This window comes from Erythrobacter sp. (assembly GCF_039988855.1).
GTDB lineage: Bacteria > Pseudomonadota > Alphaproteobacteria > Sphingomonadales > Sphingomonadaceae > Erythrobacter.
The window spans coordinates 934,343-954,228 of the sequence record NZ_JBDXIY010000015.1; the positions used below are offsets into that span (position 1 = coordinate 934,343).

The following is a 19,886-nucleotide window of genomic DNA, read 5'->3' on the forward strand; positions in this document are numbered from 1 at the left end:
TTGTCCCTGTTTTGGAGGATGCTGATCTGGGCTCGCCTGATCGAGAGGGCTCACCTCAGTGACTTCTTATCGCCTTGCCCTCGCATCTCTTGCATGTATCACCCTCACCGGCTGCCACATCCTCTTCCCCGAAGACCCGCGCGAAGGCACCGAGCTTAGTGAGGAATGCCCGACCCGCTTCTCGAGCCTCCTCGACCCGACAACCCAATTCGCACATGCATTTAATCCCACTATCGGAGAAGACAGATGAACCGCTTGTTGTTTGCCTCGGTGTTGATCGTCCCGATTGCTGCCTGTGCAGCCTCTGCAGATAATGGAAGTGTGCCCATTTATGAGGCGCAAACGGCTGACGAGGTAGGGGAGAGCATGCAAGTTCGCTACAGCATTGAGGTCACCAGCGGCCGAGGCATTCCAGGGTCACCGGGCGCGGACTTCTACGTCAAAGATTATAAAAACGTGCTCCAGACAATTGTTGATCGCTGCAAGCTGGGTCGCACTGTTCTGGTCCAGGCGACCGATGGCGTATCTCTTCTAACGATCATGAATAATGATCTGAGCGATACACAAATCACTTGCGTTAAAGACAGTGAACAACCCGGCCTTCGCCTCAAAGATGCAGGCATTAGAGGATGACGCGCTTTGCCATCATCATCGCCTCTGGTTTGTTCCTTTCGGGCTGCAGCATCCTCTTTCCCGAGGACCCACGCGAGGGCCAAGAGCTTAACGAGGAATGCCCGACCCGCGTTGCTGGCTTGCTCGGCCCTACAACCGGATTTGTCCAATATACTGAAGAGATGGGCGTCGCCACTTTTACCTTCGACATCACCAAAATGGCGTTTGAAGATATGCAGCGCCTGATGGTGGACGGCAGCGATGATACCGCTGGGTCGCGGGCTATGGCGGCGACCAATGAAGCTTCCACCGCAGTGGATGTCTTTATGCAAACGCCAGTCGATGAGAAGGGCGCATTCTTTATGGGCCGCGACCCGGCGCTTTACCGTGTGCGCGGCGGGCTCCAGCCCAAATCGACCATGATCGCAAGCGGCTGTGCCCGGCAACAGGCCGGTATGCGCCTTATCATGATCGACGTTGGGCCCGTTCCACCTGAGCCCGGACCAGAACCTGAGACCCCCGAAACAACTCCCGATAATGCCCATTCCCAAAACGAGAGCCAATAATGCCCAAGCGTAATGACATTTCCTCCATCCTTGTGATTGGCGCAGGGCCGATCATCATCGGGCAGGCGTGCGAGTTCGATTATTCGGGCACGCAGGCGATTAAGGCTTTGAAAGAAGAGGGATACCGGGTCATTCTGGTGAACTCGAACCCGGCAACGATCATGACCGATCCCGAGTTTGCTGACGCCACATATGTGGAGCCGATTACACCGGAAATCGTCGCCAAGATTATCGCTAAGGAAAAGCCCGATGCGCTGCTTCCTACCATGGGCGGTCAGACGGCACTGAACTGTGCGTTGGCTTTGGAGGATATGGGCATCCTCAAAGAGCACGGCGTGGAGATGATCGGCGCGAAAGCGGACGCCATCGACAAGGCTGAGAACCGCCAGCGTTTCCGTGATGCGATGGACAAGATTGGGTTGGAAAGCGCGCGCAGCGGCGTTGCCAACACCATCGAAGAAGCGCGCGAAATTGTGAAGCGCACAGGCTTGCCCTCGATCATCCGCCCAAGCTTCACCCTTGGCGGCACAGGCGGCGGGATCGCCTATAACACTCAGGAATTTGACCGGATCGTGCGTGAGGGGCTGGATGCGTCCCCGACTACGGAAGTTCTAATCGAAGAATCGCTGCTTGGCTGGAAAGAATATGAGATGGAAGTCGTCCGCGATAAGGCGGACAATTGCATCATCATCTGCTCGATCGAAAACGTCGATCCAATGGGCGTGCATACGGGCGATTCCATAACGGTCGCGCCGGCACTGACGCTGACCGATAAAGAATATCAGATCATGCGGAACGCCTCGATTGAGGTTCTGCGCGAGATCGGTGTCGAAACCGGCGGCTCCAACGTGCAATTCGCGGTGAACCCTGCCGATGGCCGTTTGATCGTGATCGAGATGAACCCGCGCGTGTCGCGTTCCTCTGCGCTGGCATCTAAGGCAACCGGCTTCCCGATTGCCCGCGTCGCGGCGAAACTGGCGGTGGGTTACACTCTGGATGAGATCACCAATGAGATCACGGGGGCAACGCCTGCAAGCTTTGAACCCACGATTGACTATGTCGTCACAAAAATCCCTCGCTTTGCTTTTGAGAAATTCAAAGGAGCGGAGCCGCTTCTCGCCACCGCGATGAAGTCTGTGGGTGAGGTTATGGCGATTGGCCGCAACTTCCAAGAAAGCGTGCAGAAGGCTTTGCGCGGCCTGGAAACCGGGCTCGACGGGTTCAACCGGGTGGTTGAATTGGAAGGTGTATCCAAAGACGTTATCACCGCGGCTTTGTCGCAGCGTACACCGGATCGGTTGCTTCAAGTGGGGCAGGCCTTTCGTGAAGGGCTTTCGCTTGAGGATATCCAGAACGTTACTGAATACGATGCATGGTTCCTGCGCCAGATCGAAGCGATCATTGATGCAGAACAGGAAGTCCAAGCCGACGGCCTGCCGCGCGATGCAGACGGCCTGCGCCGCCTCAAAGCCATGGGCTTCTCCGACAAACGCCTCGCAACCCTTGCGGTTCGTTCGGTTGGCGTGAAAGACGGTCTCGCAGAGACGCAGGCGAAACGCTCGGGCCTGCTCCACGATGCGCTCCAGGCCATGGCCGGGGCGACAAGCGAAGAAGAAGTGCGCGAACTTCGTCAAAAGCTTGGCGTGTCCCCGGTGTTCAAACGCATCGACAGCTGCGCCGCCGAATTTGAGGCTATTACGCCCTATATGTACTCAACCTATGAGGCCCCTACCTTTGGGGAGCCCGAGTGCGAGGCGGATGTGTCCGACCGCAAAAAGATCGTCATTCTTGGCGGCGGCCCGAACCGGATCGGGCAAGGGATTGAGTTTGATTACTGCTGCGTCCACGCCTGCTTTGCGTTGGCGGAGCAGGGGTTTGAGACCATTATGGTCAATTGCAATCCAGAAACCGTGTCGACCGATTATGACACTTCGGATCGCCTCTATTTCGAACCTTTGACAGCCGAAGACGTGCTCGAAATCCTGCGCGCTGAACAACAATCAGGCGAGCTTGTTGGAGTGATTGTTCAATTCGGTGGTCAGACCCCGCTGAAACTGGCGCAGGCTTTGGAAGACGCAGGGATCCCGATTCTCGGCACATCACCCGACGCCATTGATCATGCGGAAGACCGTGAACGGTTCGCCAAGCTCGTCAATGAGCTGGGCTTGAAACAACCGGACAACGGCATCGCTTATACCCGCGATGAAGCCGCCGCCGCAGCCGCGCGCATCGGTTATCCCGTGCTTCTTCGGCCATCCTTCGTCCTTGGCGGGCGGGCGATGGAAATTGTCGATAGCGAGGCGCAGCTTGATGACTACATCAAAACGGCTGTGAATGTGTCCGGCGATAGCCCTGTGCTCGTCGACCAATATCTTCGCGATGCGACCGAATGCGATGTGGATGCGCTATGTGACGGCGAGGAAGTACGCGTCGCAGCCGTCATGCAACATATTGAGGAAGCAGGTGTCCATTCAGGTGACAGCGCATGTACATTGCCGCCTTATTCGCTCTCTCCAGACATTGTCGCAGAGATGGAGCGTCAAGCAGAAGCGCTGGCAATGGCGCTCAAGGTGCGCGGCTTGATGAATGTGCAATTCGCGGTGAAAGATGACGAGGTGTACCTCATCGAGGTTAATCCGCGTGCTAGCCGCACAGTGCCTTTTGTCGCAAAAGCGATCGGTCAGCCCGTTGCAAAGATAGCGGCACGGGTCATGGCCGGCGAAAAGCTTGCTGATTTTGAGCCGTTCCGCCGGGATTTGCCTTACATGGCGATCAAAGAAGCGGTCTTCCCATTTGCTCGCTTCCCCGGTGCGGACCCGGCCCTCTCGCCTGAAATGAAGTCGACCGGCGAAGTTATGGGCATTGATTGCGCGTTTGAGCCTGCCTTCTTTAAATCGCAATTGGGCGCAGGGATGACCTTGCCCGAAGGCGGCACCGTGTTTGTTTCGGTGAAGAATTCCGACAAGGCCAACATCGTGCCAGCGGTGAAAGACTTGTTGGAATGCGGCTTTCAAGTCATCGCGACGGCGGGTACGCAGAAATACTTGTCAGAACAAGGACTTACAGTGGGCCGTGTAAACAAAGTTGCCGAAGGTCAGCCCCACATTGTTGACAGGATAATTGATGGAGAGATCGCCTTGATCTTCAATACCACTGAAGGCTGGCAGTCACTGAAAGACTCAAAATCCATCCGTGCTGGCGCGTTAGAGAAAAAGCTTCCGTATTACACAACCGCCACTGCATCGCGTGCGGTTGCGGCTTCAATCAAGGCGTTAAAGCCCTCGCAGCTTGAAGTTCGTTCTTTGCAAGACTATTATAGTTAGGCATTTACGACGTACCTCCCTTAATTTTGCGCTCGCAAAGTCGCTTCATCCGGAGTGGCCGAGGGCAAAATTTCCCAAAAGAGATAGGGATTGGGGGGACGTCAATACGGAAAGAAATGGGAATGGCTACGATGGATAAGGTTCCGATGCTCGCAGAAGGCTATGAGCGTCTGACCACAGACCTTAAGGCGCTTCGCGAAGAGCGTCCTCGGATCGTTGATGCGATCGAAGAGGCGCGTGCGCATGGCGATCTTTCAGAGAATGCCGAATATCACGCGGCGAAAGAGCGTCAGGGTCAAGTAGAAGCGCAAATCGGCGATCTTGAAGGCAAAATCAGCCGCGCGCAGATCATTGATCCAACCACTTTGTCCGGTGACAAGGTGGTGTTTGGCGCGACCGTCACCATGCTTGATGAGGACGACAAGCCCGTCAAATATCAGATCGTTGGCGAGACCGAGGCGGATGCATCCAAAGGGCGCATCTCTTATTCTTCACCCATCGCCCGCGCCATGATCGGTAAGCAGATCGAAGAAGAGATCGAGGTTTCTGTCCCTTCTGGCGATAAGTTTTACCTTATCGAAAAGATCGAATTTGTCTGAAGTTTGACGGATTACTCCTTCAACTGGGGTGAATTTCCGCCAAGTTCTTTTCCATCACATAGTTGTGAATAGCAACGCCGTGCATTTCGAAATCGCGGCGCTTTAGCAATGCATAACCAGCGCGTTCAAATGGGCCGCGCGCAAGTTCGCTTGCCTCGGTGTAGAGCTTTGTCACACCCATTTTGACCGCCTCACTCTCTGCATGATCGAGCAATCTTGCTGCCAGACCGCGGCCTGAATGTTTGTGGGAGCAATAGAGCATATCTAGGTGGCCATCGGGTTCCAGCAATGCATAGGCGGCAAGTTCGCCAGCCTCATCCATTATGACATAAATGTGCTGCCCGGCCTCGGCACGCGCCACAAACTGTTCCGCTTGGATGTGTCCCGATGACCAGACCCTGACCTGTTCAGGCGAATACGCCTGCGCGCCAATGGTCTGGATCGCATTCAGAGTTAGAGCCGCAAGTGCAGGGGCGTCGCCCACTTTAAAGGGACGAAGCGTGTAGGTCATCTCAGCGCTAATGTGTGTTTAGCTTTCTGGTGTCAGAAGCTTGTGAATGTGCACGATGACATATTTCATCTCGGCATCATCCACTGTGCGTTGTGCCTGAGCGCGCCAGGCATCAACAGCGGCATCATAAGAGCTGAAAACTCCGACGACATGGACACTTTCAGGGTCAGCAAAGTCGTGCCCCCGCGGGTCTTTGACGCGGCCACCCATTACGAGGTGCAGGCGTTGATTTGTAGTTGCTTCTTCCATTGATCGCTTCCTTGGGGAGGAGAATTACAGGGCACACGCCCTTATTCCTCGCCCGTTAAGCGAAGCGCGGTGCGAGCACAAGCTGTGTGCATACCAATTTTGGAAACAGTGTGCTCGGTTTAATGGCTTACACGGTCTGTGAGATCACGCACGGCTCGTTCTGCGCGGCGTTTCGTTCGGCGCGTTGCTGCACGCCCTTTATCTGCAGCTGATCCTGCCAAATAGCTTGCCTCACGGCGAAGTGCGCGCGCTTTGCTTGCTGCGCTATCTCCGAAATCTTCGAGCGTGTCTTTTGCGGCATTAGTGCCGCCCAAGGCGTCATCAATAAACTTGATTGCATACCCCACAACCGCGTCAGCAGCGAGTGTCCAAAGCGCGCTGCTGCGGTCCTTGGCTGCGTTTTTGACCGTGCCGACTGCTGCGTCTGCCGCGCTGCTAGCAGCTCCGCTGACTTTGCTCGCTGCACCCGATGCGGCGCTCGCTGCGCTTGATGCGGCTTTGCCAGCAACGCGTTGGCCCGGCTGTGTCATAAGGCCGATTGCCAGCCCAACTGCGACAGCGCCGCCGATCACCTTAAGCGGGTTTGCCTTGGTGTAATCAACCGCAGCATCAACGGCTTCCTTGGCTTGTTCGCCCAAGGTGCGGTCTGCGATCCGGCGTTCATTGGCCTCAATCTTCTGGCGAAGAGCATCGCGTTTAGCATCATCGGTCATAGGGGTTTTACTTGTCATTTGTGTCTCGGGAAGGGGGTTCTACTGCGGATGTGTCAGTTTCAGATTGCTGAACAGTTCGGTCTTGCTCTTCGGCAATCCCATCGGCTTCTGGAGTTTCCTCACCAAGATCTTCGGCCATTGCGGCGAGTAGGGGTTCGCGGCCAAACCATACGGCGAGGGCTCCCAATAGAATCGCAATGATGCCGCGATTGTCGACGGTGTGCACTTTGGCGACTTCATAAACGTCTTTTCCGCCCTCGATCACACCGCCAAGATAGCGCGAGGTCAGTCCTTTGGCCGAAAAGGTTGTGCGTGCATGCTCTATCTCGGCCATCAAAACGCTGCGTGAAGAATCGCGCATTGAACGGTAGTCGGCGAGGCGTTCTTCGATCTTGCTCATGCGTCGTCCTCCTTAGGCGAAGAAAACAACGCGGCGAGCTTTTTGACGCGGGTGAATGCGCTCCATCCAAGCAAAGCAACGACGAGCATTAGCCCGCCAAAGACAATGCCAATAGACCCCCAAATGCCGACAACCGACTCAAATGCGAGGACCAATCCTACTGCGAGCGCGAGGAACGCAATGTGGAGTAGGATGAGCGCAACAACGACGAGAGCGAGCGACACGCCAAGCAGGCGCCCTGCAAAAGCGGCCCTGGTCTTTTGAAAGCCCAGCTCCGCTTCGGCATAGGTACGCGCATTGTCGATCAAAGCCGACGCTTCGTCCATCAAAGAGGGGTCGATCTGAGGATCGGAACTATGTTCCGGCTCCCCAGTCTTAATCTCTGTCAGGTCAGGAGAGCCATCCTCAACGCTATTCGCGCCGGTCTGGCCTTGGGCCTCCGCCATTCAGTCCCCTTTCTCGCGCCTTTCGGCTTGCCTGTCACCTGTTACGGAAAAGGCGAGCGATAAGGAACCCGGCAACCGCGGCAATCCCAACTGCCGCAGCTGGGCTCTTGCGGATCGCGTCGCGGGTGTCTTCGCCGATTTCTTCGAGGCTCTTAGCTTCAAGTTTCGCCGAAGTTTCAGCCAGTGTACGAGAGGCCGAACGAGCGTAATCGCCATATTGTTCGCCAAACCGGTCGTCTAGCTGTGTGGCGGTGTCACCCAATGCCTTGCCAACTGAGGCAATTGCGTCGCTGGCTGCCGCTTTGCCATCAACGGCAAGCTCGCTTGCTTTCACTTTGGCTTTGTCACCGTATTCTTTGGCCTCAGCCATCATGTCGTCTCCACGGGATTTTGCTTGGTCTTTGTATACATCTGCGCGAGTATTGGCTTCACTGCGGAGTGCCGCTGCGCCAGCCTTCGCCTCTTGGAGCGCTGCGTTGAAACGGCTTTTAGCCTCGCCTGTACTGGCGGCGGCCTCTGGTTTAGCCTTTTTTGCAGTCGCACCGGTTTTCTTTGGAGCTGCCTTTTTGGCAGTTGTACGCTTAGTCGCCGTCTTAGCGGGCGTCTTTCTCGCGGTCTTTGTGGTCTTTGTTTCAGCCATGTTGATCTCTTGCCTTCGATTTTGCGCGGTGCAGCATAACGCAACCACGACTTTATGTCATGAAAATCTATGTCACTTGCACCGTTCTTTTCTCCCGCATAAGGGGTGCGGGAAAGAATTGATGCGGACGCCTAGTATAGGGATAACACCGGGTGTCTTAATCTAATATAACACTCTCACGCCGGAGTTCAAATAATGACAGCGATTATCGACATCCATGGACGCGAAATTCTCGATAGCCGGGGTAATCCGACGGTCGAAGTGGATGTTCTGCTCGACGACGGAAGTTTTGGCCGTGCGGCGGTGCCGTCGGGCGCATCAACGGGTGCGCACGAAGCGGTTGAATTGCGCGATGGTGACAAAGATCGCTACAAGGGCAAAGGCGTCTTGAAAGCGGTCGAGGCAGTAAACACAGAGATCCGTGAATTGTTGATCGGCGCATTCGATGCCGAAGATCAACGCGATATTGACCTGTCCTTGATCGCACTGGATGGCACCGAGAATAAAGCGCGCCTCGGAGCAAATGCTATTTTGGGCACTAGCTTGGCGGTTTCAAAAGCGGCCGCCAATGCGCGGGGCCTCCCATTATATTCCTATCTGGGAGGGGTATCCGCACACGTTCTGCCGGTGCCAATGATGAACATCATCAATGGGGGCGAACATGCCGATAACCCGATTGATATCCAAGAATTTATGATCATGCCTGTGGGCGCTGACAGCATTGCAGAGGCGGTGCGTTGGGGTTCGGAAGTGTTCCATACCTTGAAAAAGGGCCTCCATGACAAAGGTCTTGCGACCAGTGTTGGTGATGAAGGTGGTTTTGCCCCTGATCTTGCCAGTACCCGTGCTGCCCTCGATTTCATTATGGCGTCGGTTGAGCAAGCGGGCTTTGAGCCGGGTGAAGACATCGTCCTCGCGCTCGATTGTGCCGCGACTGAATTCTACCGTGATGGCAAATATGAAATCTCAGGCGAGGGGCTAAGCCTAGATGGTCAAGGCATGGCGGACTATCTTGCAAAGCTCTGCGATGATTACCCGATCCTCTCAATCGAAGACGGCATGAGCGAAGATGACTTCGAAGGCTGGGCCGCTGTAACCAGGGCAATTGGCGATCGTGTGCAGCTGGTCGGTGATGACTTGTTCGTCACTAATCCTGCGCGTCTGGGGCAAGGCATTGCCGATGGCCTCGCCAACTCCTTGCTGGTGAAAGTCAACCAAATTGGAACGCTGACTGAAACCTTGGCCGCCGTCGATATGGCGACCCGTGCGCGCTACACTTCGGTAATGAGCCACCGTTCAGGCGAAACAGAAGACGCAACCATTGCAGACCTCGCGGTTGCAACCAATTGCGGTCAGATCAAAACCGGAAGCCTTGCGCGTTCTGACAGGCTCGCCAAATACAACCAACTCATCCGCATCGAAGAAGAGCTCGGCGATAGCGCGGTTTATGCCGGACGCGGGTGTTTCGGCGCACTCGGTGCCTGAGATGTGAGATTGCATGGCCGTCAGAAGCTAGGCGGCCATGCCTGTGCTCGCGAAATACTCATCCATCGCCGTCAGGCCTTTTTCGGTTAGGCGGACGAGGACACGTCGTTGATCTTCGGGATCGTGTTGCCGCAAGATCAGTTCGTTTTCGGACAAGACGCCAAGCCAGCGCAAACCCGTTGTTGGCGGAGCGGCAGAGCCAATACACGCGCTTGAGACCGAAACAGGCTTGCTTTCAGCATGGGCGATGTAAAGGTCGAGAAGGATATCCCAGGCGGGCTCTCCAAAAAGCTCATCATTGGCGAATATCGTCCCGCGGCGGCGCCGGATGGCGTAGGCATCTCTTGCCAAATTTGCATATCGTATGCGTTTTGCTTTGATGTCGGTCGGGTGGAACGGGGAGGGGGCAGGACCTTGTGCGCTGGAATGCCCTCCAGATGGTGACGCAGTTTGCGGAGTGCCTTGTGTATTGATGTGCGGTCGCAGGGCATGTGACGCTGTATTCTCCAGATCGTGCGCGCCATTCGTGGTTTTGCGCAAGGCGTCTGCGATTACAGAGAGATGTTCGGCCAATGCGCCCAGATCGGTTTCCGGATTGGAGCGGTTTTCAGGCTGTGGTTGAACAGTCTCATTGAGCATCAGTTCCTCCTTAAGATCATCGATGAATGCACCTTTGAGCGGTGTCACCAATTCAAGAGAGGCCCCACGCCAAGCAGAGAATTGCTTGGATCAATCAAACGCTTGCCCCGAAACGGAGCTTAGGCATGTCAAAGCATCGACACATTACGTGGCATTGCGTAGATTTACATTATGATTCAGCCAATTCCGATCAAATATGATCAAAACACCTTCATAATGGAGGAGTCATCCAAGGTCTTCTTCAACGAAGAAGGGGGACCTGTTTGGCTCTGTCTCAGGCACTGCAATTGCTAGGTTCTTTTTCAGCTGCTCAATTGCCGCATTCACATGGATTGCAGCAATTCCCGCTCCCACTGTGTCGAGTATCTTTAGAACCGCCTCAAGATCGCGCCTGCAATCTTGTATATTGTCTATTTCACATGAAGTGAGTTGGATCATCCTAACCTCCGTCCCGAAGCTTCTTTTTTGATTGCACCAAGGAACCCCTTGGCAAGGTCCCTTAGACCCGTCTTAGGCGCGATTTATGACCCGGTGCATCCGTAGAAATACGTAAGCGTGTTCATAAGTGGTCGTTTCCCAACCACCTTTAGGATGATGTGAGCCAGCGTTAGACCGGCGTTGCTCTTGTCCTAAACGTCGAAACGTGAAGCCAATGCCAACAAAGCCAGTGCCGCTTTCGCAGCTTCTCCACCTTTGTCTTTTTGGGCCGGATCAGCGCGCACCAGCGCCTGTTCTTCATTCTCGACAGTCAGGATACCATTGCCGATCGCAATTCCATCCATGGTAAGCGCCATAATGGCCCGCGCGCTTTCCCCGGCAACGATTTCGAAATGATATGTCTCACCGCGGATAACGACGCCAATCGCAACGAATGCGTCATATTCGCCGCTCTCCGCAGCCAAGGCAATTGCGCCGGGAATCTCTAATGCACCTGGAACACTAAGAACTTCCGTTTTGTGCCCTTCGGCTTCGAGTGCAGCCTTTGCCCCAGCAATAAGCTTGTCGTTAAAGGATTCGTAGAAACGCGCTTCGACGATCAAGATTTTGGCCATGGTGAAGTCCTTTGCTGCAATATGTTTAAGCGTTTGGAGCAGAGATGCTCAAAGCTTAGACGCCGAAATTGATCCGGGGCCTGCCTATGATGTTAGAGTGTCTGCGTGGCAAGGTGACTGACATGAGTTGTACTCACAACATCCGGTGTCAATTCATTGGGGGATGGGTTGGTGTCCGGCGATAGTGATCCCAAAACCTTCGAGCGCGACCAAATCTGGGCGCGAGTTTGAAAGCAAGATCATCTCGTTTACCCCAAGGTCCGCAAGAATTTGGGAGCCAATGCCGATATTGCGGTGCTCTTCGTCCTGTGTCCATTTGGCCCCTTGGCCAACGCGCTGTGTGAGGATGACGATCACCCCGGCCCCTTTGTCTCCAATCGCACTCATTGCGCGTTGAAGGGTCCGTTTGCGTGGGCCGGGCGCACCTAGAACATCGTCGAATACTGAAATCGGGTGCACACGGGCGAGCGTCGGTTCATCCGGCGTCACATGCCCCTTTTGCAGGACATAGGCCATACTATCAGACACGGTGTTGCGATATGTGATCATACGCCATTGACCACCATAGTCACTTTCAAAGCTGCTCTCATCCACGCGTTGGACCAAATGGTCATTGCGCATACGATAGGCGATGAGATCACGGATATTGCCGATCTTGAGGCTGTGCTTACGCGCAAACTCAATTAGATCATCAAGACGCGCCATTGTCCCATCTTCATTCATGATCTCGCAGATCACACCTGACGGATTGAGGCCAGCTAGACGCGAAATATCCACGGCGGCCTCTGTATGGCCGGCACGAACCAGAGTTCCACCTTCGCGCGCCATAAGTGGGAAAACATGACCTGGCGTCACGATGTCATCTGCGTCCTTGGTGGCGTCAATCGCGACAGAGATCGTTCGAGCCCGATCAGCTGCGGAAATCCCCGTCGTAACCCCTTCTTTTGCCTCGATAGAAACGGTGAAGGCGGTCTGCATGCTTTCTTTGTTATTGCGGCTCATTGGGTCCAAGCCAAGCTTGTCGACCCGCCCTTTATCAAGGGCTAGACAAATCAGGCCGCGCCCGTGTGTCGCCATGAAGTTTACAGCGGCCGGGGTCGCCATCTGCGCAGGAATAATCAGATCGCCTTCATTCTCACGGTCTTCATCATCAACTAGGATATACATGCGCCCATTACGGGCTTCGTCGATGATTTCCTCAGCGCCAACAAGGACAGGCGTGTCATCATTTGCGTCGAGGAACTTCTGGAGTTTGGTGAGTGTATCCGCCGTTGGATTCCAATCAGGCTCACTTGCATCGCGCAATGTGTTAGCATGAAGGCCAGCTGCACGCGCAATTCCGGCTTTGGTATATGCGCCTTGGTGGATCAGGTCACGAACCTGTGTGATTGTTGATGTGCTCATATCAATCGAATAACACATTTCAATGTGATTGCAACTTACGCCGTGTGATGAAGTTGCCGGTGCTATATCAACGTCGCGTGCCTTTGGGTTCGACACTTGCTTCCGAAATACTCCGAAGGGGGCGCGGGGGCGCCTGTCCTTGCTGCCAAATTTATCAGTTGATGTTCTTTTGGCACTTTCGCCTTCAAGGCTTTGTATCATTGTGATTTCTGCTGCAGACAACAAATCAGAGTAAAGGTTCTCAGTTGACACGATCGCTCCTGGGTCCGGGGTCATTGTCATCTCGCCATGATGCCCACCGAATTGATCGAGCGCCGTTCTCAATTTCGTCTCGAAATGCTCTAGCACGCCTTGAAGCGTTCGGGCTTGACCAGAGCGTGAATAAAAGATTGGCCGGTTTGCTCGTGAAGCTCTGGGGAACAGGCTTGCAGCCGAATGGTTGGGATCGCGCTTCCATGCCTTCATAAAGCGCGCTGCGCCGCCGGTGCCGAGGAAGTGCCCTAGGTACAGTTCTGCTCCTGTTGCGCGTCGACCCAATACAGCTTCAAGCCGCTTTCCGTTCTCAAGCGCGTAGGCCGCAGCCATCATGGATGCGAGCTCAGGGTCAAAGCGCCAGTCGAGCTTTTGGCGGCGAGATGCGCTGTTCTCGTGCCCTGTGACAGTTCCAATGTGACTGGAATATCGGTCAAGACTGCGCAGCCATGTCCCTTCGATAAATTGAAACAATCCGGCTGCGCTTGATGAACGTGCTTGCGCATCAGGATCGAAGCCGGATTCAATTTGTGCTTTCGCAAGGAGGTATTGGTAATCGACCCCCGTCTGCCGCGAAGCGTTCCAAATGGCATCCATGACCTGTTTCCGCGGTGGAGAATGCGCTGCGTATGCCCTGTCGCTGGCGGTGTATACGGGTAGGAGCGGATCGGGATTTTCACCCTGTTTTCCAAGCCTTTGATAGCTGGAATGGCCGGGTGGCGACTGGGATGGTTGAGCAAAACTGGACTGGGCGGTCGCAGGCAGCGAGATGCCGAGAAGGCAGCCCAATACCATAATCCTGAAAATTGCCGCCGCCCGAACCATTGACCAGCGTTACGCCCTGGCGGGTTAAAGAGGGGCTATGAGAGATTGGTGAATTTCACCCAAACAACCACAGGTCGCGCGGCGCAGATATTAAGACGGAAGAAGGATTGGTGGACGCACCAGGGTTCGAACCTGGGACCCGCTGATTAAGAGTCAGCTGCTCTACCAACTGAGCTATGCGTCCGCCCCATTGGCTTATGCAGCCTTTTTGCTGTTTTCGCGAATCTGGTGACGGAATGCTCTTTCGTCGACGATTAGTATCGATTCGAACACATCCGACAGGTTCTCTTCAACGGTCAAGACACCGGAACTTTTGAGCTCCGCGATAAGTTTCATTGTCTCGCGCTGATCAAGTCCGGTGAGTTTGTGGATCTGGCGTAGTCTCGTAACTTCGCCTGAAAGCTGTCTTTGTGAAAGAACGCTCGCGATCCGAGAAAGGTACAAATACTGCCCTTCCGGGAAGTGGACGACCTTGTTCTTCTCTCTACGTAACCATTTGGAAAAAATAGTTATTAGGTTGTTCACACAAGTCATAGCGACCTCTAGACGAAAACGATTGCCAGACGGTACAAGGTGCATCTCTCGGATGAACTTTGGTCGTTGGGCTTTAGGAAGTGAGCTGCTGCCGTGTCGGGCCGCGGTTGCGACTCAGATGCCCAGCTTTTCGGGGTGTGCCGCTCTATCGAGATCATTGACGTCAACGTAAAGTCGCCCAGTTGGGGGACGTGTGTTACAAATGTATCATGCAGACGCATTTCGACCAGATAGCCGCGCAGACTGAGATCAGTGAGGTCTTACGGTATTCGCGTCGTGCGTTTTTCGAGCATGGCGCGATTAGTATGAGTTATCATGTCATACCGCTGTTCAAAGAATCTGACGGAACCGCCACTGCGGTGTATTCAGACGGGTACAGCAGGCAATGGCTCGATTTGTACGAGACCGCAGGGTTTCGCGCGAATGACCCCATACCGGCACGCGTGATGAGGCACGGTTCAATGATGACTTGGCTGGATGCCATGAGATCAGCGCCAAACACTGACGCTCAAGAAAACTACATGAAGACCGGAGGAAGGCACGGACTGATTCACGGAGTGGGCTTCCCCCTTTTCGGCCCCGGAGGCCGGAACGCCTATGCATCAGTTGATTTTGGGAAACCAATAACTGAAGTTGATCCTGAGGCTCTGGGTACGGTCAGAAGCATTGCACAGGCCGGTCATCAACGAATCTGTGTTCTTTTAGATGAAGATGTTGATAGACCAGCACTTTCTGCGCGTGAGATTGAGGTGCTAGAATGGGTGGCGCGCGGTAAATCGACCAGCTCAATCGCAACAATTCTCGAATTGTCGCCGGATACTGTGAAGACATATTCGAAGCGCATATATGCGAAACTGGACGTAACAGATCGCGTCGGTGCCGTGGTAAAGGCACTGAGGATGGGGCTCGTTGAAGTTTGAGCTAACTGGAGAACCCAGAGCGAGGGGCTTCGCGATTCCAGCGGTTTACCATCATTAATGCGCCGATGCAGATCATATTGGTCATCATGGATGATCCCCCGTGGCTCATAAAGGGCAGGGGAATGCCAACGACCGGAGCCATTCCCATTACCATCAACAGATTGACGGCAACGTAAAAGAAAATAGTGGCCGTCATACCGGCAGCCAGAAGGCTGGCAAAACGGTCGCGGGAAGTTCGGGCGACGCGAAGGCCCCAGCTGAGAATGACGGTGAAAACACCAAGTACGAACAGCCCCCCGATCAACCCCCATTCCTCTGCCATCGTCGCGAACACAAAATCGGTCTGGGGCTCGGGCAGATACTGCAGATGGCTTTGCGATCCGTTGTTAAAGCCTTTTCCGAAGATGCCGCCTGATCCAATTGCAATCTTTGATTGATTGATGTGATACCCTGCGCCCAGCGCGTCCGCTTCTGGGTTAAACATCGTCATGACGCGGCGCTGCTGATAATCTTGGAGGCCAAAGAAAAAGACGATCGGTGCAGCGGCAAGGGCGGCTACCCCGCCTCCGACAAACCACTTTAACGGGAGTCCAGCGAGCAGCATCACCACCGCTCCGCCAAAAGCAATGGCGAGCGATGTGCCAAGATCGGGCTGCAAAAGAACAAAAGACATTGGCAAAGCGATCAAGGTCCCCGGAATGACCAAGGCGCGCCATCCAGTGATCATACCCAGCGGCAAGCTGGCGTAAAACTGGGCAAGAGTGACCACAATCACTGGTTTCATCAGTTCGGAAGGTTGAAGCACCATAAACCCAAGGTCGAGCCACCTTTGGCTTCCCCCGCGCACATTTCCAAGTATTTCGACCCCAAGTAGTAGTAACAAAACAACCACATAGGCCGGATAGGTCATAAATCGCACAAAACCGCGAGGTAGAGATGCGATCACCGCTGCCATAACCAAAAAGACGCTAAAACGGATGAGATGCGAGGATGCGAATGGATCCAATCGGCCGCCAGCTGCGGAGTACAGAACCGCTGCCCCAAACAGGACCAGCAAAAATAACGGAATCAACATGCCCCACGGCTGACGTGCTATTGGCTCAGGGATGATGCTGTTATTCGCGCTCATGGCGCGGTCTCTGAGGTAGGAGCGGGATCGGGGTTCGAAGGAGTGACAATCGCGTCCGGAGGCGGTGTGGCGCCCGATGCGTTTTGATCCTCGCGCGGAGCAACAAAGGTCTCGCCGATCTCTTGAGTTTGCTCAGCCTCAACGCGAGCTTCGGCTTCGACGCGGTCAAAGATGTCTTCATCGCGTTGAGGAGGAGGGGTGACCGTTGCGCCGCGTTCTGCTGCGTAAGAGGCATAACGCCGTTCGAGACGCTCTTGTGCGGTGCCGCCCCATTGCCTTTCAAGACTGCGCAAGGCCTCTACGCCCTTGGCTGGATCGAATACGAACGTCATCACATCGCGGGCGATGGGATATGCTGCACCTGAACCTCCGCCGTGCTCAATCACAACCGCCCCAGCATAGCGCGGGTTGTCAGCGGGAGCGTGGAAGGTGAATAGACCGTGATCGCGGTACTTCCAAGGACCGCTGCGACCATCTGAAACACTCAAGGACACGACTTGCGCCGTGCCTGTTTTCCCTGCGATTTGAACATTCTCGATGGGAAGACGCGCACGCCGGGCTGTGCCAGCGCCGTTGACGACATTGCTCATCCCCTGGTGCACATGTGCAAGTTGCGCTGGGTCGAAGCCAAAGCTTTCCGGCGGGGTGACTGGGGCATCGAGTAAAAGCCGAGGGTTGACCTTCGTCCCTGTGGCAAGCCGCGCGCTCATCACCGCCAATTGTAGAGGGCTGGCGAGGTAATATCCTTGTCCAATGGATGCATTGACCGTGTCGAATGAGGCCCATTCGCGCCCAAACTTGTTGAATTTCCAGTCAGACGTCGGAACCGTGCCATAGAATTGGCTGGTCACTGGCAGATCAAATTCCTGCCCCATACCAAGCTGTTTGGCGAGGGCTGCGACTTTGTCGAACCCGATTTGTTGGGCGAAATGGTAGAAATAACTGTCGCAGCTTTGCGCGATCGCTCTGTCCATATTCACCACGCCGTGATTGGAGTGACAGTTAAAGAACCGGTTGCCGATGCGCCGCCCGCCGCCGCACACAATCGTATCATCGGGAGAAACACCGGCATGCAAAAACGCAAGCGAGTGCATCGGCTTTACCGTTGATCCTGGCGGATAAAGCCCTTTGAGGACTTTATTACGCAAGGGCACACGCTGATCCTCGCGCAGCATCGAATATTCAACCGAGCCAATGCCGTCGGAGAAGCTGTTGGGATCAAAGCTGGGCATGGAGGCCATGCACAAAAGGTCACCCGTTCGGCAATCCATGACCACAACAGAACCGCTCTCCAAGCCAATCCGGCGAGCAGCGTAATCTTGTAAGGGGCCATCAATCGTCAACTTGACCGCATCGCCTTGGATGTCGTCGCGCGTTTCCAGATCGCGCACAATCCTGCCGCCCGCGGTTACCTCAACCCGGCGCGCTCCCGGTGTGCCGCGAAGGCCCAGTTCGAATTGTTTTTCAAGGCCATCCTTGCCGATCTTATAGCCCGGCGTAATAAGGATGGGGTTACGGTCTTGCTCATATTCCTCGGCGGAAGCTGGACCAACATAACCGATAAGATGGCCAACGGATGATGCTGTTGGGTAAAACCGGGAAAACCCGCGTTGAGGAACAACGCCCTGCATATCGGGGAGACGTACGCTTAACGCGGCGAACTGTTCGTATTGGAGGCCGCTTGCGACTTCTACTGGGGCAAAACCACGTGCGCTGGTCACCTTGGTTTTGAGGTCAGTGATCCTGTCTGCTTCAAGGTCGAGCAAACCACCGATTTCCTCGATCATGGCTTCGGGGTCGGATAAACGGTCGGGAACGACGTCAACGCGGAAATCTGCACGGTTGGAGGCGAGGGGAGAGCCATTGCGGTCTAATATCCACCCTCTGCGCGGCGGGATAAGAGTGAGGTTTACACGGTTACTCTCTGATTCAAGGCGGTATTTTTCATTTTCTGCAATCGCCAAATAGCCCATTCGTCCGGCCAAAAGGAGTGCGACGGATGCTTGAATCCCGCCGATCACAACCGTGCGTCGTTCGAATGTGTTGCGCATGGTTGATGCATTGACCACGGGGCCGCTGCGCCGGGCGCCGTTGCCAAGTTTGAAAAACCGCTTCACCCGATCCTCCGAGCACGCGACAGGCGGAAACGATCAGCACGCGCGATCACTCTCGCGATCAGCGGATAGAGCATGATCGAAAGCGCGATCTGTGGGAGGATCACTAGCAATAGTTCAACTGATAAAGTGGCTCCGGACACAATCATAGCAGCGGGAATATAGAGCAAAATTGCGAAACCTGCGGTGAACCAGTCCTGCCAGAACCCGCGCCAAGGAAAGCGTGTTTCGATGAGCTCGAGCGCGATCATAGTCACAGACCATAAAAATATAGCGCTGCCAAAGGGCTGTCCGCTGAACAAATCATCAAATGCGCCAAGTGGTACACCGACCCATAGTGGCATAAGTCCCGGTCGCATCAACCTCCACCCAAGGAAGATGATAAAGCCCAATGGCGGGGCCATCGGCATGATGTCAGCCATGATAAAGAATGGCAGGAGTGACCCTAAAACTATTGTAATATGATGGACGGAATGGGTCCGCCACGGATCTTGCACCCGGTTTATCTTAGCACCGCCATAGGCGCGGTGCTGAATTGGGGGATCAAGCCCGTCCATCAGTCAGTAAGTTCTTCTTCGCTGAGCTCGTCGCGCTCTCTGACCCCGGCCGCTTCCACTGCCTTGGGTTCGTAGATCGGTTCAACGCTGACATAATTGGTTGCCGCTGGCTCCGCAATAAGTTGCGCCACGCCGCCATCTGGAGTGATCTCAGAGAGGACTGCGACGGCCACACCGGGGCGGTAATATCCGCCCGCGCCACTGGTCACGAAAACATCGCCCACTTCCAGAGGGTTAAGCCCAAGATTGATAAGGCGGATGCGCAACAATCCGTCCCCGCGCCCTTCGGCAAATGCCACCGTTTGGTCTGATGCGCGCCTGACGGGCAGGACGCTTTCCGTGTCGGTGAGCAGGAGGACACGCGATGAGGCAAGAGAGGTTTCAAGCACGCGTCCGATAACGCCGCGTTCTGAATGAACGGGCATGCCGATTTCGATGCCATCAGATTGCCCGACACCAATGTATGCGAAACGGCGAACCGATGACGAACTTGAGGCGACGAGGCGCGTGGTGGCAACAGGCGGGTTTTCTCCGTTATAGAGCCCCAGAAGCGCTTTTAATCTGTCATTCTCAGCCTCAACCGCCTGGGCTTCTGCCAAGCGAATGCGTGCGACTTCCACTTCTTCTTGCAAGATCGCATTCTGGCTACCCGCATACCAGAAACCGCTCAGTGTTTCCCAAATACCCTGACGCTTTGTTCTGACTGCTGCCGTTGCTTCACCTGCTGGACTTGCAACTGTGGTTGCGGCGCCGCGTAACGGTTGCATGATCGAAGGTTGCCACAAGGAAATCGCAAGGAGCGCAAGCCCGATCACCGCGCCAAGCGTCGCCAACAGATATCCGGTAAAGACCGAATACTGCTGCTTTTTCGAAAAGCCCGATCGACGCGATTTGGGCGACGCCATGGCCTTAACTT

The 19,886-nt window shown here is 54.9% G+C and carries 22 protein-coding genes, 1 tRNA gene and 1 pseudogene; 7 read left to right on the forward strand and 17 right to left on the reverse strand.

The window, feature by feature from the left end; genetic code table 11:
- The first annotated feature begins 58 nt into the window (after nucleotides 1–58).
- The 5 genes from ABJ205_RS07360 to greA all read left to right on the forward strand — a co-directional run bounded on the left by ABJ205_RS07360 (nucleotide 59) and on the right by greA (nucleotide 5,100).
- Nucleotides 59–250 carry a hypothetical protein gene (locus ABJ205_RS07360; protein ID WP_348159332.1) on the forward strand — a complete coding sequence of 64 codons (192 nt, stop codon included), beginning with the start codon at nucleotides 59–61 and terminating at the stop codon, nucleotides 248–250.
- Nucleotides 247–633: a hypothetical protein gene (locus ABJ205_RS07365; RefSeq protein ID WP_348159334.1), complete on the forward strand. Its 387-nt coding sequence runs from the start codon at nucleotides 247–249 to the stop codon at nucleotides 631–633. Before ABJ205_RS07360 ends, ABJ205_RS07365 begins: the two co-directional genes overlap by 4 nt.
- Nucleotides 630–1,178: a hypothetical protein gene (locus ABJ205_RS07370; protein WP_348159335.1), complete on the forward strand. Its 549-nt coding sequence runs from the start codon at nucleotides 630–632 to the stop codon at nucleotides 1,176–1,178. Before ABJ205_RS07365 ends, ABJ205_RS07370 begins: the two co-directional genes overlap by 4 nt.
- Nucleotides 1,178–4,501 carry a carbamoyl-phosphate synthase large subunit gene (gene carB / locus ABJ205_RS07375; protein ID WP_348159337.1) on the forward strand — a complete coding sequence of 1,108 codons (3,324 nt, stop codon included), beginning with the start codon at nucleotides 1,178–1,180 and terminating at the stop codon, nucleotides 4,499–4,501. The genes ABJ205_RS07370 and carB overlap by 1 nt, the downstream gene beginning before the upstream one ends.
- A gap of 122 nt (nucleotides 4,502–4,623) precedes the next feature.
- Nucleotides 4,624–5,100, forward strand: coding sequence for a transcription elongation factor GreA (gene greA, locus ABJ205_RS07380; protein ID WP_348159338.1), 477 nt, complete (start codon nucleotides 4,624–4,626; stop codon nucleotides 5,098–5,100).
- A gap of 19 nt (nucleotides 5,101–5,119) precedes the next feature.
- On the opposite strand, the gene ABJ205_RS07385 is transcribed toward greA, so the two are convergent.
- The 6 genes from ABJ205_RS07385 to ABJ205_RS07410 all read right to left on the reverse strand — a co-directional run bounded on the left by ABJ205_RS07385 (nucleotide 5,120) and on the right by ABJ205_RS07410 (nucleotide 8,059).
- Entirely contained in the window at nucleotides 5,120–5,611 is a 492-nt protein-coding gene (locus ABJ205_RS07385; RefSeq protein WP_348159340.1) for a GNAT family N-acetyltransferase, read from the reverse strand.
- An 18-nt stretch (nucleotides 5,612–5,629) separates the two neighbouring features.
- Nucleotides 5,630–5,860: a DUF4170 domain-containing protein gene (locus ABJ205_RS07390; protein ID WP_348159342.1), complete on the reverse strand. Its 231-nt coding sequence runs from the start codon at nucleotides 5,858–5,860 to the stop codon at nucleotides 5,630–5,632.
- Between the two features lie 119 nt (nucleotides 5,861–5,979).
- Nucleotides 5,980–6,573 (reverse strand): hypothetical protein, encoded by a 594-nt coding sequence (locus ABJ205_RS07395; protein WP_348510032.1) that lies wholly within the window; start codon nucleotides 6,571–6,573, stop codon nucleotides 5,980–5,982.
- Between the two features lie 7 nt (nucleotides 6,574–6,580).
- On the reverse strand, nucleotides 6,581–6,973 hold the full coding sequence (locus tag ABJ205_RS07400) for a hypothetical protein (protein WP_348159344.1): 393 nt from the start codon (nucleotides 6,971–6,973) through the stop codon (nucleotides 6,581–6,583).
- On the reverse strand, nucleotides 6,970–7,419 hold the full coding sequence (locus ABJ205_RS07405; RefSeq protein WP_348159346.1) for a phage holin family protein: 450 nt from the start codon (nucleotides 7,417–7,419) through the stop codon (nucleotides 6,970–6,972). Before ABJ205_RS07405 ends, ABJ205_RS07400 begins: the two co-directional genes overlap by 4 nt.
- Nucleotides 7,420–7,453: 34 nt before the next feature.
- Complete coding sequence (locus ABJ205_RS07410) at nucleotides 7,454–8,059, reverse strand: hypothetical protein (RefSeq protein ID WP_348159347.1); 606 nt, start codon at nucleotides 8,057–8,059, stop codon at nucleotides 7,454–7,456.
- Nucleotides 8,060–8,254: 195 nt separating this feature from the next.
- Between ABJ205_RS07410 and eno the strand changes: the two genes are divergently transcribed.
- Nucleotides 8,255–9,544, forward strand: coding sequence for a phosphopyruvate hydratase (gene eno / locus ABJ205_RS07415; protein WP_348159349.1), 1,290 nt, complete (start codon nucleotides 8,255–8,257; stop codon nucleotides 9,542–9,544).
- A 27-nt stretch (nucleotides 9,545–9,571) separates the two neighbouring features.
- On the opposite strand, the gene ABJ205_RS07420 is transcribed toward eno, so the two are convergent.
- From ABJ205_RS07420 to ABJ205_RS07450, 7 genes and pseudogenes are all read right to left on the reverse strand, one after another.
- A complete protein-coding gene (locus ABJ205_RS07420) occupies nucleotides 9,572–10,183 on the reverse strand; it encodes a winged helix DNA-binding protein (RefSeq protein ID WP_348510033.1) in 612 nt (203 codons plus the stop codon).
- Nucleotides 10,184–10,408: 225 nt separating this feature from the next.
- On the reverse strand, nucleotides 10,409–10,621 hold the full coding sequence (locus ABJ205_RS07425) for a hypothetical protein (RefSeq protein WP_348159352.1): 213 nt from the start codon (nucleotides 10,619–10,621) through the stop codon (nucleotides 10,409–10,411).
- 191 nt (nucleotides 10,622–10,812) lie between these two features.
- Nucleotides 10,813–11,235, reverse strand: a complete 423-nt coding sequence (gene ribH / locus ABJ205_RS07430; RefSeq protein WP_348159354.1) for a 6,7-dimethyl-8-ribityllumazine synthase — start codon at nucleotides 11,233–11,235, stop codon at nucleotides 10,813–10,815.
- A 153-nt stretch (nucleotides 11,236–11,388) separates the two neighbouring features.
- On the reverse strand, nucleotides 11,389–12,639 hold the full coding sequence (ribB, locus tag ABJ205_RS07435) for a 3,4-dihydroxy-2-butanone-4-phosphate synthase (RefSeq protein WP_348159398.1): 1,251 nt from the start codon (nucleotides 12,637–12,639) through the stop codon (nucleotides 11,389–11,391).
- A gap of 576 nt (nucleotides 12,640–13,215) precedes the next feature.
- Nucleotides 13,216–13,716, reverse strand: a pseudogene (locus ABJ205_RS07440) (transglycosylase SLT domain-containing protein); the annotation flags it as partial.
- A gap of 108 nt (nucleotides 13,717–13,824) precedes the next feature.
- Nucleotides 13,825–13,900, reverse strand: a tRNA-Lys gene (locus ABJ205_RS07445).
- An 11-nt stretch (nucleotides 13,901–13,911) separates the two neighbouring features.
- Nucleotides 13,912–14,160 (reverse strand): hypothetical protein, encoded by a 249-nt coding sequence (locus ABJ205_RS07450; RefSeq protein ID WP_348159356.1) that lies wholly within the window; start codon nucleotides 14,158–14,160, stop codon nucleotides 13,912–13,914.
- 299 nt (nucleotides 14,161–14,459) lie between these two features.
- Between ABJ205_RS07450 and ABJ205_RS07455 the strand changes: the two genes are divergently transcribed.
- Nucleotides 14,460–15,170, forward strand: a complete 711-nt coding sequence (locus tag ABJ205_RS07455; protein ID WP_348159358.1) for a LuxR C-terminal-related transcriptional regulator — start codon at nucleotides 14,460–14,462, stop codon at nucleotides 15,168–15,170.
- 1 nt (nucleotide 15,171) lies between these two features.
- Here ABJ205_RS07455 and rodA read toward each other — a convergent pair whose 3' ends face one another.
- From rodA to mreC, 4 genes are all read right to left on the reverse strand, one after another.
- Nucleotides 15,172–16,299: a rod shape-determining protein RodA gene (rodA, locus tag ABJ205_RS07460; protein WP_348159359.1), complete on the reverse strand. Its 1,128-nt coding sequence runs from the start codon at nucleotides 16,297–16,299 to the stop codon at nucleotides 15,172–15,174.
- Nucleotides 16,296–18,350 carry a penicillin-binding protein 2 gene (gene mrdA, locus ABJ205_RS07465; RefSeq protein ID WP_348159400.1) on the reverse strand — a complete coding sequence of 685 codons (2,055 nt, stop codon included), beginning with the start codon at nucleotides 18,348–18,350 and terminating at the stop codon, nucleotides 16,296–16,298. Before mrdA ends, rodA begins: the two co-directional genes overlap by 4 nt.
- Before the next feature lie 62 nt (nucleotides 18,351–18,412).
- Entirely contained in the window at nucleotides 18,413–18,970 is a 558-nt protein-coding gene (locus tag ABJ205_RS07470; RefSeq protein WP_348159361.1) for a rod shape-determining protein MreD, read from the reverse strand.
- Nucleotides 18,970–19,875 carry a rod shape-determining protein MreC gene (gene mreC / locus ABJ205_RS07475; protein ID WP_348159363.1) on the reverse strand — a complete coding sequence of 302 codons (906 nt, stop codon included), beginning with the start codon at nucleotides 19,873–19,875 and terminating at the stop codon, nucleotides 18,970–18,972. Before mreC ends, ABJ205_RS07470 begins: the two co-directional genes overlap by 1 nt.
- Nucleotides 19,876–19,886 lie beyond the last annotated feature (11 nt).

Bases quoted from the DNA above. Each gene is read 5' to 3' on its own strand.
- ABJ205_RS07365 (WP_348159334.1), top strand. From the start codon at position 247: ATGAACCGCTTGTTGTTTGCCTCGGTGTTGATCGTCCCGATTGCTGCC.
- ABJ205_RS07370 (WP_348159335.1), top strand. From the start codon at position 630: ATGACGCGCTTTGCCATCATCATCGCCTCTGGTTTGTTCCTTTCGGGC.
- carB (WP_348159337.1), top strand. From the start codon at position 1,178: ATGCCCAAGCGTAATGACATTTCCTCCATCCTTGTGATTGGCGCAGGG.
- greA (WP_348159338.1), top strand. From the start codon at position 4,624: ATGGCTACGATGGATAAGGTTCCGATGCTCGCAGAAGGCTATGAGCGT.
- ABJ205_RS07385 (WP_348159340.1), bottom strand. From the start codon at position 5,611: ATGACCTACACGCTTCGTCCCTTTAAAGTGGGCGACGCCCCTGCACTT.
- ABJ205_RS07390 (WP_348159342.1), bottom strand. From the start codon at position 5,860: ATGGAAGAAGCAACTACAAATCAACGCCTGCACCTCGTAATGGGTGGC.
- ABJ205_RS07395 (WP_348510032.1), bottom strand. From the start codon at position 6,573: ATGACCGATGATGCTAAACGCGATGCTCTTCGCCAGAAGATTGAGGCC.
- ABJ205_RS07400 (WP_348159344.1), bottom strand. From the start codon at position 6,973: ATGAGCAAGATCGAAGAACGCCTCGCCGACTACCGTTCAATGCGCGAT.
- ABJ205_RS07405 (WP_348159346.1), bottom strand. From the start codon at position 7,419: ATGGCGGAGGCCCAAGGCCAGACCGGCGCGAATAGCGTTGAGGATGGC.
- ABJ205_RS07410 (WP_348159347.1), bottom strand. From the start codon at position 8,059: ATGGCTGAAACAAAGACCACAAAGACCGCGAGAAAGACGCCCGCTAAG.
- eno (WP_348159349.1), top strand. From the start codon at position 8,255: ATGACAGCGATTATCGACATCCATGGACGCGAAATTCTCGATAGCCGG.
- ABJ205_RS07420 (WP_348510033.1), bottom strand. From the start codon at position 10,183: ATGCTCAATGAGACTGTTCAACCACAGCCTGAAAACCGCTCCAATCCG.
- ABJ205_RS07425 (WP_348159352.1), bottom strand. From the start codon at position 10,621: ATGATCCAACTCACTTCATGTGAAATAGACAATATACAAGATTGCAGG.
- ribH (WP_348159354.1), bottom strand. From the start codon at position 11,235: ATGGCCAAAATCTTGATCGTCGAAGCGCGTTTCTACGAATCCTTTAAC.
- ribB (WP_348159398.1), bottom strand. From the start codon at position 12,639: ATGAGCACATCAACAATCACACAGGTTCGTGACCTGATCCACCAAGGC.
- ABJ205_RS07455 (WP_348159358.1), top strand. From the start codon at position 14,460: ATGCAGACGCATTTCGACCAGATAGCCGCGCAGACTGAGATCAGTGAG.
- rodA (WP_348159359.1), bottom strand. From the start codon at position 16,299: ATGAGCGCGAATAACAGCATCATCCCTGAGCCAATAGCACGTCAGCCG.
- mrdA (WP_348159400.1), bottom strand. From the start codon at position 18,350: ATGCGCAACACATTCGAACGACGCACGGTTGTGATCGGCGGGATTCAA.
- ABJ205_RS07470 (WP_348159361.1), bottom strand. From the start codon at position 18,970: ATGGACGGGCTTGATCCCCCAATTCAGCACCGCGCCTATGGCGGTGCT.
- mreC (WP_348159363.1), bottom strand. From the start codon at position 19,875: ATGGCGTCGCCCAAATCGCGTCGATCGGGCTTTTCGAAAAAGCAGCAG.